Genomic DNA, 15463 nt, shown 5'->3' with positions numbered 1-15463 from the left:
AAACTACAATCTGGAAAAGAAAAGGAGGCAATGATATGCCTACGGAAAATTTATCGATCAGGATTGGAATTATTTTAGGCAGCAATCGGCCCGGCCGCATCTGCCGAACAATTGGTGAATGGGTGCGGCAAACAATGCAGCACGACAACCTGACAATTGATTTGATTGATTTGGAGGAAATCAACCTTCCGTTCCTGGATGAACCAGAGCTACCGGCAGTGCATAACTACCAAAAAGAACATACCAAAAGGTGGAGCAAACAAATTAGCAGCTATGCCGGTTTTGTGTTACTGCTTCCGCAATATAATTGGGGATATCCTGCTGTACTGAAAAACGCTCTGGATTATCTGTATGATGAGTGGGCAGGTAAACCGGTAAGTATTATGTGTTATGGGGCACACGGCGGTTTTCAAGCAGCATTGGGGATTAAATTGGTAACACAAGGTCTAAATATGTATAATATGGCCACGAACCCGTCTTTCGACATCGGCAAAGAAATGTTTGACGCGCAGGGTCAGTTTCAAGATATCGACACAGCGTTTGCGCGTTATCGGAAATCGTTGCAGGCAGTATCCTCTGAATTTGTTAATTTGCTGAAAAAGGAACCGGAATAGCATTACATTTTTGCGTCAAAAAAAATCAGTGTTTATTCATAATTATATGTTATCACTTACCGCCCGTTCGGAATTTTTTGAACGGGCTTTCGTATGCCATCACATCAAAACCACTGTGGAGGTACCGCCCTATGCGCTTTATCGGTTCCGCTATGGGTACACCTGGAGGTTATCATAATTGCCCTCGGTATGGGCCTTAATCTGTAGAACCGTGTCAACCACGGAAATAATGCCGCATGAAATGAGCACGGTCCATAGGGAAGTAAACGTATAAACCAACAACCAGAAATGTGAAAGGGCTGTTGCCCAACTTTCGTTTTGCAACAGCCCTTTCTACTAACCAAGAACCGGATTTCTTTATTCTTTCATGGTAAAAAGCAGTTCCCCAGCTTCAACCGGTTTGCCTTCGGTGATAAATACTTTATCGATTAGGCCGTCCATATTGGACACCACGCTGGTCTCCATTTTCATTGCTTCGATGATCGCAAGCACTTGGTTTTTCTTAACTTCCTCGCCGGCTTTCACCAACACTTTGCTGACAGCCCCGGGGATGCTTGCACCAATTTGGGCCTGATCGTCCGTATCCGCCATCGTGACGCTCGACTGGGCCACTTTGGCATTGTTCCGCACGGCCACCTCGCGGCGGGCGCCGTTGAGTTCAAAAACCACGTTCTGCGTGCCGTCGCTGTTCATTTCGCCCAGCCCGACATACTTAATGATCAGCATTTTTCCTTCTTCAATGGAGAGTTCCGTCATTTCGCCGGGTTCCATCCCCATGAAGAAAACATGACTTTCCATGCGGCTGATATCGCCGTATTCCTGGCGGCGCTTACAGTAATCCTCCAGCACCTTCGGATACAGGCACCAACTCACCAGATCCTGCATGGAAGGATTCGGCTCATATTTGATGATATTCTGTTTCACTTGGTCAAAATCCACCGGTTTAAGCAGTTCACCAGGCCGGCAGGTAATTGGTTTTTCGCCTTTCAGAACGACCTCTTGAAGATCCTTCGGGAAGCCCCACGCCGGCTGCCCAATCATTCCTTTGAAATAAGACACTACCGAATCGGGGAATGTAAGCCGTTTACCCCGTTCCACAATATTGTCTGCCGTCAAGTCGTTCTGCACCATAAAGATAGACAGGTCGCCCACAACCTTGGACGAAGGTGTGACCTTGACGATGTCGCCCAGAATATTATTGGCCTCTTTATATTTTGTCTTGACTTCCTCAAACCGTGTCCCCAGCCCAATGTTTTCAACCTGGTTTTTGAGGTTGGTCAGCTGTCCGCCGGGTATCTCATATTTGTAGATATCCGTATCAGGATAATTGCGCCCGGTTTCAAACATATAGTAACTTTTGCGCACATCATGCCAGTAATCCTTGAGCGGCTCCAGTTTGTCAAGATCCAGCCCGGTATCACGCTCCTGCCGCTCGAGCGCCGCAACTATCGCGTTCATCGACGGCTGGCTGGTGAGCGAGGACATGCTCGCAATAGCGGTATCTACAACATCCACACCCGCCTCAGCTGCCATCAGCAAAGTGGCAACCTGATTGCCGCTGGTGTCATGCGTGTGCAGCTGCACGGGAATACCGATTTCACTTTTCAGCGCGGAAACCAATTGGCGAGCGGCATACGGTTTGAGCAGCCCCGACATATCCTTGATGCAAAGAATGTGTGCACCGCGTTTTTCCAACTCTTTGGCCATGCGGACGTAATAATCCAGCGTATATTTCTTTTGGCGCGGGTCCAGTATATCCCCGGTATAGCAAATGGTCCCTTCGGCCACCTTGCCGCACTTGATAACTTCATCAAGTGCAATCTCCATACCCGGAAGCCAGTTGAGCGAATCAAATATTCTAAAAATATCAATGCCGCCCTTAGCCGCTTCCCGGATAAATTCGCGGATGAGATTATCCGGATAGTTGGTATATCCCACGGCATTGGAACCGCGCAGAAGCATCTGAAACGGAATGTTGGGAATGCGTTCACGCAATTGACGCAGGCGCTCCCACGGTGATTCATGGAGGAATCGATAGGCAACGTCAAATGTCGCGCCGCCCCACATTTCCACAGAAAACAAATCCGACAGCGCATGGGACATGGGCTGTGCAATATTGACCATATCCCTTGTGCGCATCCGGGTCGCCAGCAAGGACTGATGTGCGTCACGAAGCGTTGTATCGCAAATCAGCAGTTTTTTCTGGTCAAGCACATATTTTTTGAAACCTTCCGGTCCCTCACGATCCAGCAGTTGCTTCAGACCTTTTGGCGGCTCTTCTGCCAAAATGGACGGAATGCGTGGTTTGTCACAGGGCCTTTTGAGTTCTTTCTTTTCGTTAACAATCAGCGCACCGATGTATTTCAGCAGCTTAGTCGCCCGGTTCTTCGGGTCCTCAAACTCAAAGAGTTCCGGGGTCTCGTCAATAAATTTGGTATGACATTTACCTGTTTTGAAAACCGGATGACTCAAAATGTTGCACAAAAAACCCATGTTGGTTTTCACGCCATGGATATGAATCTCGGTAATGGCGCGAAGCGCTTTACGGATGGTGTTCTCAAAGGTTCTGTCATATGTTGTGATTTTCACAAGCAGACTGTCGTAATAGGGAGAGACTTCAGCACCCGCAAAAGCGTTCCCGGCGTCCAGACGAACCCCAAACCCACCGCCGCTGCGGTAAGTGGTAATTTTCCCAGAATCGGGTGCAAAATTGTTCCGGGGATCTTCCGTCGTAACCCTGGATTGGATGGCGTAGCCGCTCATTTTCACGGAATCCTGTGACGCAATGCCGATCTCTGGGGAAGAAAGCGGAAAACCCTGCGCAATTAGAATCTGCGCCCGGACAAGGTCGATACCCGTAATCATCTCCGTGACGGTATGCTCGACCTGAATACGCGGGTTCATTTCAATAAAATAGTGCTTTCCAGTTTGATCCACCAAAAATTCTACGGTTCCGGCATTGACATAATGGGCTGTCTTTGCAATCTTGACAGCATCCTCATAGAGCCTTTGGCGTGTCTCGTCCGAAATCGAGAAGGCCGGAGCAAACTCGATCACTTTCTGATAGCGCCTTTGCAGTGAACAGTCCCGTTCAAAAAGATGCACAATGTTGCCATACTCGTCGGCAAGAATCTGCACCTCGATATGTTTTGGGTTGACCAGAAACTTCTCCATGAAAATGGAATCGTCCCCGAATGCCTTTTCAGCCTCGCTGCGGACCATGTCGAGCGCAATACCCATCTCCCCGGCATTGTCGACCCGGCGCATCCCGCGCCCGCCGCCGCCTGCCGCCGCTTTCAGCAACACCGGATAACCGTAGCTGTCCGCCCGCTGCAAAGCGTCCGCAAGGTCTACGATCTTCTCGGTGCTTCCCGGAACAACCGGCACATCACAGCTGGCCGCAAGGGCTTTTGCATTGAGTTTGCTGCCCATTTTTGCAAGCACGTCAGACGGAGGACCGATGAAAACAATGCCGTTTTCCTCGCAGGCTTTGGCAAAATCGGCATTTTCAGAAAGGAACCCATATCCCGGATGAATGGCGTCCGCCCCCTTGCGCTTGGCAAGGTTGATGATGTAATTGATGTCCAGATACGCGGCGAGCGGGCTTTTGTTCTCATCGAGCATATAAGCCTCGTCCGCTTTGGTTCGGAACAGATTGAAGACATCCTCTTTTGAGTAGATGGCCACTGTCCTAAGATCCATGTCGTAACATGCCCTGAAAATACGAATGGCAATTTCGCCGCGGTTTGCGACCAAAACCTTTTCAATTCTTCTTTGAATCATCATATACTCCATTCTGGCTTTTGCAACCATGCGCTCCGTTTGATATCGCAGTTAGAAAACCACTGGGAACCTGCCTATGTACAACAACTCATGTACTTGCGACCGGCATGGTTTTCTTTCCTGAAAGCCCGTTTCCAAACTCAAAAAACCGAATTTGTTGCATTATAACTGATGCTAGATTGCATTTTTACGTCTGATTGCGTATAACGACCCCACATCGCCACAAAAATCAACAACAAGGCTTATACAGCGCATTTTCGCCTGTAACGGGTTAAGCAATATTTATTATACCCCCTGCTGTTTCCTCTGTCAACGATGTTTGAAATTTTACATAAATGCAATTAAATAATTTCAAAAATGCATTTCGAGTTTTTGCACCAAATGCAAACCGGAGATCAAATATACAATACCTCACGCGTTAGGATTTACCAAAATGATAGCGCATTGTTCCACTGATTTTTAACCATCTGCTGATACGATGCAGTGCACAAAAACAACGCCATCAGGCAGGATTTCCTGCTTGATGGCGTTAAATGCAATGGATTTCTATCGTTCCCGTTCTATTTTTCAGAAATGTTCGGAGAGGACCCTATAGGCATCTCCCATGTGTCATGTTTGGTATGCAGCAGCTCATGCGCACGCTTTGCGAGCGGTTTTTTCAAATACGCATCGTAAACCTGCACAATTGACGGGTTTTCATGAGAGAATCGCAAATGGTTTACCCGATCCAATCCATAAAGCGACGCGGCGCGCACTTCCCCGCGCTCCTGCCCTTCTCCAATTGGCTGTCCCCCACCGCCGGCGCAGCCGCCGGGACATGCCATGATCTCTACAAAATCGTAGGATACCCTGCCCGTTTGCAGCGCCTCCAGCAGTTTGCGGGTGTTACCCAAACCGCTGGCGACAGCAACTTTCAACGGAATGCCCGCAATCGTAAAGGTGGCTTCTTTCCAACCGTCCATGCCACGCACCGTACGAAACGCGTCGGGTTCCGGGTTTTCCCCGGTAGCCAAATAACAGGCAGTGCGCAGGGCGGCTTCCATGACGCCGCCCGTGGCGCCGAAAATGACGCCCGCACCGCTCCCCACACCCAGCGGCAAATCAAAATCGCTTTCCGGCAATTCTTCCGCGCGGATATGTTCTGCCCGAATCATGCGGTCAACCTCGCGCGTGGTCAGCACGATATCCACATCCTGCCCCGCCCCGGCTGCATCCATCGTGGGCAGCGTGCATTCCTGTTTTTTCGCCAAACACGGCATGATGGAAATAGAGCAGATGCGCGAGGGCTCCACATGCAGCAAATCGGCGTAATAGCTTTTGGCAATTGCGCCAAACATTTGCTGCGGGGACTTGGAAGTGGAAAGTTGACCCACCATATCCGGGTACTGGGACTTTACAAAGCGCACCCAGCCCGGGCAGCAGGATGTAAACATCGGAAACGATTCGTTTTCCTTATTTTTCAGTTTTTCGAGGAATTCACTGGCTTCCTCCATAATGGTGAGATCGGCGCCGAACGTGGTGTCGAAGATATACTTAAACCCCATTTCCCGCAAAGCGGCGACCAGACGCTTGGCAGTCGCTTTCTCGCGCGGCAGTCCCAAGGACTCCCCCCACGCCGCGCGGACAGCGGGTGCAATCTGCACCACGGTGATTTTTTCGGGGTCAGCAAGTGCGGCAAAGGCTTTGTCCGTATCATCCCGTTCTCGCAGAGCCCCCACCGGGCAGTGCGTGATGCATTGCCCGCACAGTGCGCAGTCGGACTCCTCAATTGTGCGGTTGCCGGAAACATCCACCGTAGTGCGGGAACCCGTATTGGCGACGTCCCAAATATGTACGCTCTGTATTTTATCACAGACTTGAATACAACGCATACATTTGATACATTTAGAAAAATCGCGGATCAACGGAAAATCCGCGTTCCATTTGGAAACCGGCAATGTGCGCCGGTACGGCAGATCCAAAATCCCCAGATCGTTGGATAACGTCTGCAAATGACAGTTACCGCTGCGCACACAACTCGCACAATAACTGTCGTGCTGCGACAAAATCAACTCCACATTGGTGCGCCGCGCCTCACGTACACGCGGGCTGTTCGTGTGGATGACCATGCCTTCGCTCACCCGGTTTTCGCAGGCCGTCACCAGTTTGTCAATCCCTTGTATTTCCACCACACAGACCCTGCACGCACCGATTTCATTGATTCCTTTTAGATAGCACAGCGTGGGAATATGGATATCGGCGGAAGATGCGGCCTCCAGAATGGTATCTCCCTCACTGGCCTGAACAGCAATCCCATTGATCGTAACATTTACCATTTTACACGCCTCCCGCCTTTGAATACCCCAAAGCCAAAATGGTCACAGCGCAGGCAGCGCGACGATTCCTGCGCCGCCTCCTGTGCCGTCATCCCATTCTCCATCAAATCAAAATCATTTTTCCGTTTTGCGGCCTCGCGTTCGGTCATGTTGACTCTGCCGCATGGCAGACGGTCATCCAAACACGCGGATGGAATTTCTACGTCTGAAACAATCTCATGGTTAAACCCAAGATAATTGTCGATATTTGCCGCAGCCACTTTGCCTGCCGCGATGGCTTTGACGACCGTGGATGGCCCGCTTACGCAGTCTCCGCCGGCAAACAGCCCGGCAGTTTCCTGAATGGCCGCCACACGACCGGTGGTGTTTGCTTGAATTGTGCCCTTATGCACGGGGACGCCGCATTCTTCAAACGGGCGGTAATCGATACGCTGGCCGACCGCCACCACGATCAGATCACAAGCAATCCTCTTCCCCTCCATTTTAGCGTCGGCAGGGCGCGGTCTGCCCCCCGCGTCGATCTTGCCAATGATCTGCGGCTGCACCCACAAAGCCGCGACATGGCCGTCCGCGTCCGCCTCTATGCGCACCGGCACCTGCAATTCCAAAACCTCGCAGCCCTCACCGACAGCACCCACAACTTCTTCCTGTTGCGCTGTCATATCGTCCTGACGGCGGCGATATACGATATCAACCGCTTTCGCGCCAAGCCGGAAAGCAGACCGTGCCGCATCCATCGCCACATTGCCGCCCCCAATGACTACCACCTTTTTCCCATGGAAATCGGGGTATTTCTCATTGCCGATATCGCGGAGCATCGCCACGGCGGACACCACTCCCTGGCTGTCCTCCCCTTCAATGCCAAGCGCGCGATTGGCGTGCGCACCGATGGCGAGGAAAACGGCATCGTATTCCTTTGCCAGATCTTTGACCGATTGGTTTTCTCCAATCGTCACGTCTGTCTGCACCTGTATTCCTGTGGACAGGATCACATCAATATCATCCTGCAACCGCTCACGCGGCAGCCGATAACTGGGGATGCCATACCGCAGCATACCGCCCAGATGCGGCTGCTTTTCATAAATGGTCACGCTGTGCCCCATCAGAGACAGATAGTATGCCGCACTCAGCCCACCGGGGCCGCCGCCCACGACCGCTACGCGTTTTCCTGTTGCCGGTGCGCAGACAGGTGCAGGCACTTTTCCCGCATGGTCGACTGCGAACCGCTTGAGTCCCCGTATATTGACCGATGCATCCACCATATTCCGCCGGCACCGCGCTTCGCAGGGATGCTCACATACAAACCCGCAGGCGGTGGGAAACGGATTGTCATTGCGAATCAGACGCACAGCATCGGCATAGCGCCCAGCCTTCACAAGCGCCACATAACCGGGAATATCCACGCCTGCGGGACACAACGCCACACATGGCACAGGTTGATCCAGCCCGCAGGTGCATCTGCCGTGCGTGATATGTTCAACATAGTCGTCCCTAAACCCTTTTACGCCCTGTAAGACCATATTGGCGGCTTCCCACCCAATGGCACAATCCGCCGAGGCGCTGACGACCCGTGCGGTACGTTCAATCAGATCCAAGGTCTTCATATCCGCACGTTGATTCAGCACATCCTCCAGCAGGATTTCCAATTGCGCCAGTCCCACACGGCAGGGGACGCATTTTCCGCAGGTCTGCGCCCTGCAAAATTTTAAAAAAGATGCAGCCATATCCACGGGACAAAGACCCGGCGGGCTGGCGACAATCCGACGTTCCAAGTCCCGGTAAAGGTTTTCGACAGTCGTCTGTGCGTGATCCGGCGTGAGGATTTCCAATCTGCTCATCGAACATGCCTCCATCAAATTTCCACATTCTGCGATAAAAAATATGAATAATTAACAATCCTGTTTATATAGTATCACGTTTTTGCAGATATGCAAACACCAAACACATCCAATCCATCAGCCCTCTGTTTTCTGCCGTATTGGCTGGCGTATCTCCGACTATATGTAAAAACTTTTTGACATTTATGTTCCACCCACTTATAGTAAATATGTAAAACATTTTTTACATCACGGAGGAGCAACGTATGAAAAAGAATACTTGGCAACAATTGAAAAGCGCGTTCGGCGTTCAGAAAATGGATGAAATGCAGATGCACATCAATCTGCAAGCCATCCGGTGGACCTATTCATTCATTACGGTCATCCTGTTTATCTGGGGGACGCATGACTTTATCTTGTCCCCCCACAAAATACCTATGGCGATTATTTTGCTGATTCTGCAAAACCTTGTCTATTATATAGTAACCGCGATTTTAAAATCCCGCATGGGCGAGCGAGCAGCTTTGCGCCGTCTGCTGATTATCATCGCCCTATCAGCTGCCGGTGCGATTTTCATCGGTATCCTGTTGTATTTCTTTCATTAAAAGGAGCTAAGATAGAGAATAAATGAAAAACCGCATAAAAGAACTGCGCAAACAACTGGGTCTGCGGCAGGAGGATCTGGCGGAACGGACAAACGTGACACGCCAAACCATCAACGCCATTGAGAATAATAAGTATAACCCCACATTGGAACTGGCCATGCGGCTTGCCAAATTGCTGCACACACCAGTGGAAGAATTATTTCTGTTGGACGAATGATGCCCCCCGGCGCTTGAACTTTGCGATTTGCCTGTGCTATAATAAAATATGCCTGCGGAAAACAGGCGCGGCAACGTGCCGCTGTCATTCGTATAGGCATATCTTGGGTCTGTTTGCTCCTTGGCCGGTTGGCCGAGGCGCTTTTTGCGCGTGACCCGATCAACAGGAGGCAATCACGATTCATGGAGTGGACGGGCTTAAACGAGTTGCGGGAAAAATATCTCGCGTTTTTTGAGAGCAAAGGGCATTTGCGCCTGCCAAGTTTCCCATTGGTGCCGCAGGGGGATAACAGCCTGCTGCTCATCAACTCCGGCATGGCGCCGATGAAGAAATATTTCTTAGGGCAGGTCACACCGCCAAGCAAGCGCGTGACCACCTGCCAAAAATGTGTCCGCACGCCCGATATTGAGCATGTGGGCAAGGATGACCGCCACGGCACCTACTTTGAGATGCTGGGCAATTTTTCGTTCGGCGATTATTTTAAGCACGAGGCCACCGCGTGGGGCTGGGAATTTGTTACCAAAGTCGTGCAGCTGCCGGAAGATAAAGTCTATGTCACCATCTATCAGGACGACGACGAGGCATATGATATCTGGACCAAAGAAGTCGGCGTCGACCCATCACATATCGTGCGCCTGGGTAAAGAAGATAATTTCTGGGAACACGGCAGCGGCCCTTGCGGCCCCTGTTCGGAAATCTACTTTGACCGCGGCGAAAAATACGGCTGCGGCAAACCCACCTGCGGTGTTGGCTGCGACTGTGACCGTTATGTGGAGTTCTGGAATATTGTGTTTTCTCAGTTCGACAGCGACGGCAAAGGTACGTATACGCCAATGCCCAAACCGAACATTGATACCGGCATGGGGCTGGAGCGTCTGGCTTGCGTCATGCAGGGCGTGAACAACCTCTTTGAGGTTGATACCGTTCAGAATATCATGAAGCACACCGGACGCATCGCGGGCGTAACCTACGGTGCACAGGAAAAGGCGGATATCTCGCTGCGCGTGGTCACCGACCACATCCGCAGCACCGTTTTCTTGGTGGGCGACGGCGTATTGCCATCCAATGAAGGACGCGGCTATGTGCTGCGCCGTCTATTGCGCCGCGCCGCGCGCCATGGGCGGCTTCTCGGTATCCGTGAGCCGTTTCTGTATCAGGTAGCGGAAACGGTTGTGCATGAAAACGCTGTCGCTTATCCCGATCTGGTGGAAAAACAGGGATATATCCAAAGCGTCATTAAGTCCGAGGAGGAACGGTTCTCCGCCACCATCGACCAGGGTCTTCAACTGCTTGAGCAAATGATTGGCGGATTGTCGGAGAACGGTGTGCTTTCCGGCGCGGACGCTTTTAAATTATATGATACATTTGGTTTCCCACTTGATTTGACCAGCGATATCCTGGAGGAGCGCGGTTTTTCAGTTGATGCGGATAGATTCGACGCACTGATGAAAGAACAGCGTGAACGGGCGCGTGCCGCACGTGCCTCCGGGATGGGCGCCGCCTGGGAAGATTCCAAAGATGAGGACACACCCGAAACACAGTTCGTCGGCTATGAAAAACTGGCTTGCCCCGCAAAGGTGACTGCGATTATTGCGGAGGGTGAACGCGTGGGGTTGGCTGCGACCGGCAGGCAGGTTTCCATCCTATTAGATACCACGCCGTTTTATGCGGAAAGCGGCGGACAAGTGGGCGATACCGGTTTGCTCACCGCCGACGGTATGTGCATCAAAATCACCGGCTGCAAAAAATCCGCGACTGGACGTTTCCTGCACTTTGGTGAGGTAACCGAAGGCAGCCTGCATGTCGGGGATACGGTGCAGGCACAGGTGGACGCGCCGCGCCGCCGCGCCATTATGCGCAACCACAGTGCAGCGCATCTGCTGCAAGGCGCGCTGCGCAGCGTGCTTGGTACCCATGTTCAACAGGCCGGGCAGTTGGTGGATGCCCACCGTGTACGCTTCGATTTCACACATTTCACCGGCTTGACGCCGGAAGAACTCGACGCGGTCGAAAAGCAGGTCAACACGGCTATTCTCTCGGCTGTACCGGTCACGACCAAAACGATGGCTATAGAAGAAGCAAAAAAGAGCGGTGCCATGGCGCTGTTCGGTGAAAAATATGGCGATGTGGTACGTGTGGTACAGATGGGAACCTTCTCCAAGGAGTTCTGCGGAGGCACCCATGTGGACAGCACCGGCAAAATCGGTCTGTTCCGCGTTGTTTCGGAAACATCGGTGGCAGCGGGTGTACGCCGTATCGAAGCAGCAACCGGCATGAACGTGCTGGAGCTTCTGCACGAGCAGGATACCGCACTCAAAGAAACCGCACAGGTTTTGAAGTCCGCACCCGTCGATATCCCGCACCGTGCAGCACAGGTAGTTGGTGAACTGCATGAAAAGGATCGTGTAATTGAAACCCTGCAGGGCAAAATCGCAGCCATGCAAATGGATGCACTGGTTGCGGCATCTAAAGAAGTCGGTCATTTTCATTTGATAACAGCCAGCCTGAAAGGCATGGATGTAGACGCGTTGCGGATGATTACCGACCGCGTGCGGGAAAGCGATGCACAGGCAGTCATTGTGCTGGCGAGTATAGCTGGTGGGAAAGTGGTCTTTGCCGCTGCCTGTGGCAAAGACGCGGTTAAAAACGGTGCCCACGCGGGCAACCTGCTGCGCACCGCCGCGAAAATTGCGGGCGGCGGCGGCGGCGGTCGGCCGGACAGCGCGACAGCGGGCGGCCGCGACGTATCCAAGATTGCAGAAGCACTGCAAAGTGTAGAAAATACACTCGCAGATGTGAATACGCCTGCAAAATAATTATAGATTGTTTCATTGCGAGTACACGACCCGCATAAAAAGTGGACAGGGAGGCAGCGACATGGATTGCATTTTCTGCAAGATTGCGGCGGGAGAAATCCCCTGCAAGAAATTATACGAGGATGAACAGGTGCTGGCATTTCACGACATCGATCCTAAGGCACCGGTGCATTTTCTGGTGATCCCCAAAACACATATCGGTTCAGCCAGCGAAATCACATCGGGAAACAGCGCTGTGGTCGCACATATCTTTGAAGTAATTGCAAAACTGACTGCACAGCTCGATTTAAAGAACGGCTATCGTGTCGTTACCAATTGCGGCAAAGACGCGGGGCAATCCGTAGAGCACCTGCACTTCCATGTGCTGGCGGGACGCCTGCTCTATCCTGATATGGCTTGATTTTTTGACAGATCTTTGCAGCGTCACAGATGCTGGAGAACGGAGTTTATTATGAAAACATATTCATTGGAAGTCGCGGGCCTGACACGCGAATTGCCTATCTGCCCGGTAAGCAATTCCGTGGACATCGCCGCATTCATCATGTTTGGTGATGTGGAGTTGACGGTCAACTGTGCGAGGGATTTGCTGGTACGCGCACCGGAGCACGATGTGATTATCACCGCGGAGGCCAAGGGCATCCCGCTCGCCTACGAAATGGCGCGCCAAAACAATGAAAACGGCTATCTCATCGCACGTAAAGGCGTAAAAGTCTATATGCGCAATCCCATCAGTGTCGCGGTTAAATCCATTACGACTGCAAAATTGCAAACCTTATACATTGATGAAAATGATGCAAACCAGATGTGTGACCGCCGTGTGCTGATCGTGGACGACGTCATCAGTACCGGTGAATCTCTCAGCGCACTGGAAGCACTGGTGAACAAAGTGGGCGGCAATGTCGTGGGACGCATGGCGGTGCTGGCTGAAGGCGACGCGCAAAAACGCAACGACATCACATTCCTTGCACCCTTGCCTGTCTTTGTAAAAAACTAACAGACGATGAAACGCCCGCTTGCCATTATCGGCTTTACATATCTTGCAATTTTATGCGTTGCCGCACAGTTTGACATCGGTGTGTGCATCGTATTTTCTGTGCTTTGCATGGCCTGCGGGGTCGTTTTGTTTTTCGGTTTTGGTCCGTTTCGGCGGCGCGCCGCGCTTGTTACCGTGCTGTGTACGGCAGGCGCGGCGTTTGCTTTTTATGCCGCCACATGGCATCTCGCATATTGGCCCATGGCTGCTCTGGCAGGTAAAACCGCACAGGTAAAAGGTACGGTCACCGATATCCCCGTCACTTCAGGGCAAAATGCCTATTATCTGGTGAAAGCGGATGCTGTCAGTGTTAACGGACACATTGACACGCATTCTGTGACTCTGCGTGTCAAAACGCAGGAAGCGGACATTGTGCCGTTCTCACGGGTGACGTTCAGTGCTGCGCTCTCACTTCCATCCACTGGGGAGACCGATGGCTTCAACAGCCAGCAATACTACCGCTCTAAAGGCGTCTATTTGTTTGCCACGCCGACGGATACGATACAAGTTTCCGCCCCCACAGGATTCCATCCCTATGCGGCGGCAATCCATTTGCGGCAATTCTTGTCGGCACGCCTGCAAGAGCGGGTCGGCGGCGTTTGGGGTGCACTTTCGGCGGGTATATTGATTGGCGATGTCTCCAATCTCCCCACTTGGGTTAAAAGGGATTTCACAACCACTGGGATATCACATATTCTTGCGGTCTCCGGCACACAAACATCGCTCATCATGCAGGTACTGTTGCTGTTGTCTGCTCGCCTTCGTCTGCCACGCAGACCATCCGCGCTGTTGACGGCTGCCGTGATTGTCGTATTTATGGCGGTGACGGGATTTTCTCCATCGGTTAACCGGGCAGGTGTGATGTCCCTGCTTTATCTGGGTGGATTGATGCTGGGCCGCGAAGCCGATGCACTCAACTCGCTGGGCATCTCTGTGCTGGTGCTTTGCCTGCTCAATCCTTTCGCCGCAATGGACACCGGACTGTTACTGTCATTTTCCGCCACATTGGGATTGGTGCTGATATCCGGACATTGCGTGCGCTGGATGGATAACCGCCTTGTAAAACTTCCCGCGCGGGCGGGACGGTTGCTGCGTCCGCCGGGTCTGGTGCTTTGTGAAACCGTGGGAGCAACGCTGCTCACTCTGCCGGTGATTTTGGTGACGTTTCGGCAGCTTTCGCTGGTCACTTTCTTTTCCAATGTATTCGAAGTGCCTATTTCACTGTTGGCGACACTGCTTGCAGCGGCAGCTTCCCTATTGCCGGGAAACTGGCTGTTCCTGTGGCTGGTCAAACCGGTAGCACTGCTTCTGCGCCTTTGCTGTGCGCTGATGATCGGTTATGCACATCTGCTGGCCAGCCTGCCGTTCGCCACGGTTTACACCGATTATGCATTTGTTTATCCGGTGCTGCTGCTCGCGTTGGCTGTCGGGCTGTTGGTCTGGAAAATGTGGAAACGGGGGGCTGATTTGCGTGCCGCCGCCCTCTGCGTCGCGTTTGCCTTATCTGTGGGGCTTGCCAGTCATGCAGTGGCCGCATAGGGCGTATTGGAATTTGCCGCTTTACCGGTCGAGAACGGCAATTGCACCGTGCTGTTGCGCGGGAGGCACGCGGTCTTAGTCGATTTGGATGGACAGGATGCCGCCTATTTGGCTTCCCGCTGGCTAAAGGCACACAATGTAGCGCAAGTGGATGCACTCATTCTGCCGGCATGGGATAAAAAACGGCAAACATATCTCACCGACCTTTTGAATACCACACAAATTCACGCAACCTACTTGCCGGGTGCCTACCGTGACAATGCACCGCACGGCAGCCAGCCACTCTCCTCCCCCATTATGCTGCATTGGGGCGGAGCAGCGTTGACTATCTATCCGTCCACAGACCACAAAACACTGCTGACCACACTGCGGTACGGCAATGCGCGCGCAGCGCTGACCGGCGGGGCAAAAGCGGATACCGCAGCTTACAATTTGCCCCCGCAGGCTTTGAAGGCCCAGCAGCTATTTTATGGAGGGGAGCTTTCGGATTCATTTATAAGAGATGTCTCTCCTAAATATGCCCTGTTTTCAGGGAACGCGGCAGTGAGCGCTTTATCCGGCGGGATATTGGGAGCGCAAGGCTGCGAACTGCGCAGTGTGGAAAATCAGCCTCAGCTGATCCGCACACGCGGAGGTGCCTTTTTAACGGTCACATAACGTTGGATATTGATACCCATACGCTCCCACACGCATTTTTAACGCATACCAATCAATAATTTTGAAA

11 protein-coding genes are annotated in these 15463 nt (G+C 52.2%); 8 read left to right on the top strand and 3 right to left on the bottom strand.

Annotation, left to right across the window (positions count from 1 at the left end; all coding sequences use genetic code 11):
• Window positions 1–35: 35 nt before the first annotated feature.
• Entirely contained in the window at window positions 36–614 is a 579-nt protein-coding gene (locus tag ABF463_RS06340) for an NADPH-dependent FMN reductase (RefSeq protein ID WP_415532723.1), read from the top strand.
• 357 nt (window positions 615–971) lie between these two features.
• Here ABF463_RS06340 and ABF463_RS06335 read toward each other — a convergent pair whose 3' ends face one another.
• From ABF463_RS06335 to ABF463_RS06325, 3 genes are all read right to left on the bottom strand, one after another.
• On the bottom strand, window positions 972–4397 hold the full coding sequence (locus ABF463_RS06335) for a pyruvate carboxylase (protein ID WP_415532726.1): 3426 nt from the start codon (window positions 4395–4397) through the stop codon (window positions 972–974).
• A 560-nt stretch (window positions 4398–4957) separates the two neighbouring features.
• Window positions 4958–6712, bottom strand: a complete 1755-nt coding sequence (locus tag ABF463_RS06330) for a [FeFe] hydrogenase, group A (protein ID WP_415532722.1) — start codon at window positions 6710–6712, stop codon at window positions 4958–4960.
• On the bottom strand, window positions 6706–8550 hold the full coding sequence (locus tag ABF463_RS06325) for an NAD(P)-binding protein (RefSeq protein ID WP_415532721.1): 1845 nt from the start codon (window positions 8548–8550) through the stop codon (window positions 6706–6708). The genes ABF463_RS06330 and ABF463_RS06325 overlap by 7 nt, the downstream gene beginning before the upstream one ends.
• A 245-nt stretch (window positions 8551–8795) precedes the next feature.
• Between ABF463_RS06325 and ABF463_RS06320 the strand changes: the two genes are divergently transcribed.
• From ABF463_RS06320 to ABF463_RS06290, 7 genes are all read left to right on the top strand, one after another.
• The gene (locus ABF463_RS06320) at window positions 8796–9134 is read left to right on the top strand and encodes a hypothetical protein (RefSeq protein WP_415532720.1); all 339 of its coding nucleotides are present in this window, start codon (window positions 8796–8798) and stop codon (window positions 9132–9134) included.
• A 22-nt stretch (window positions 9135–9156) separates the two neighbouring features.
• Entirely contained in the window at window positions 9157–9351 is a 195-nt protein-coding gene (locus ABF463_RS06315; protein WP_415532719.1) for a helix-turn-helix transcriptional regulator, read from the top strand.
• 182 nt (window positions 9352–9533) lie between these two features.
• Complete coding sequence (gene alaS / locus ABF463_RS06310) at window positions 9534–12167, top strand: alanine--tRNA ligase (RefSeq protein WP_415532718.1); 2634 nt, start codon at window positions 9534–9536, stop codon at window positions 12165–12167.
• Between the two features lie 61 nt (window positions 12168–12228).
• Window positions 12229–12567: a histidine triad nucleotide-binding protein gene (locus ABF463_RS06305; protein WP_415532717.1), complete on the top strand. Its 339-nt coding sequence runs from the start codon at window positions 12229–12231 to the stop codon at window positions 12565–12567.
• Between the two features lie 51 nt (window positions 12568–12618).
• Window positions 12619–13161: a phosphoribosyltransferase family protein gene (locus tag ABF463_RS06300; protein WP_415532716.1), complete on the top strand. Its 543-nt coding sequence runs from the start codon at window positions 12619–12621 to the stop codon at window positions 13159–13161.
• 6 nt (window positions 13162–13167) lie between these two features.
• Entirely contained in the window at window positions 13168–14739 is a 1572-nt protein-coding gene (locus ABF463_RS06295; protein WP_415532715.1) for a ComEC/Rec2 family competence protein, read from the top strand.
• 6 nt (window positions 14740–14745) lie between these two features.
• Window positions 14746–15396 (top strand): hypothetical protein, encoded by a 651-nt coding sequence (locus tag ABF463_RS06290; protein WP_415532714.1) that lies wholly within the window; start codon window positions 14746–14748, stop codon window positions 15394–15396.
• Window positions 15397–15463: the final 67 nt, after the last annotated feature.

It is taken from the genome of Ethanoligenens sp., assembly GCF_047718355.1.
In the GTDB taxonomy this organism is placed as follows: domain Bacteria; phylum Bacillota; class Clostridia; order Oscillospirales; family Ethanoligenentaceae; genus Ethanoligenens.
This window is presented reverse-complemented; position numbering and strand designations above follow the sequence as displayed.

Coding starts and splice junctions, on each gene's coding strand:
- ABF463_RS06330 (WP_415532722.1), bottom strand. CDS start 6,712: ATGGTAAATGTTACGATCAATGGGATTGCTGTTCAGGCCAGTGAGGGA.
- ABF463_RS06305 (WP_415532717.1), top strand. CDS start 12,229: ATGGATTGCATTTTCTGCAAGATTGCGGCGGGAGAAATCCCCTGCAAG.
- ABF463_RS06340 (WP_415532723.1), top strand. CDS start 36: ATGCCTACGGAAAATTTATCGATCAGGATTGGAATTATTTTAGGCAGC.
- ABF463_RS06315 (WP_415532719.1), top strand. CDS start 9,157: ATGAAAAACCGCATAAAAGAACTGCGCAAACAACTGGGTCTGCGGCAG.
- ABF463_RS06325 (WP_415532721.1), bottom strand. CDS start 8,550: ATGAGCAGATTGGAAATCCTCACGCCGGATCACGCACAGACGACTGTC.
- ABF463_RS06300 (WP_415532716.1), top strand. CDS start 12,619: ATGAAAACATATTCATTGGAAGTCGCGGGCCTGACACGCGAATTGCCT.
- ABF463_RS06335 (WP_415532726.1), bottom strand. CDS start 4,397: ATGATTCAAAGAAGAATTGAAAAGGTTTTGGTCGCAAACCGCGGCGAA.
- ABF463_RS06320 (WP_415532720.1), top strand. CDS start 8,796: ATGAAAAAGAATACTTGGCAACAATTGAAAAGCGCGTTCGGCGTTCAG.
- alaS (WP_415532718.1), top strand. CDS start 9,534: ATGGAGTGGACGGGCTTAAACGAGTTGCGGGAAAAATATCTCGCGTTT.
- ABF463_RS06295 (WP_415532715.1), top strand. CDS start 13,168: ATGAAACGCCCGCTTGCCATTATCGGCTTTACATATCTTGCAATTTTA.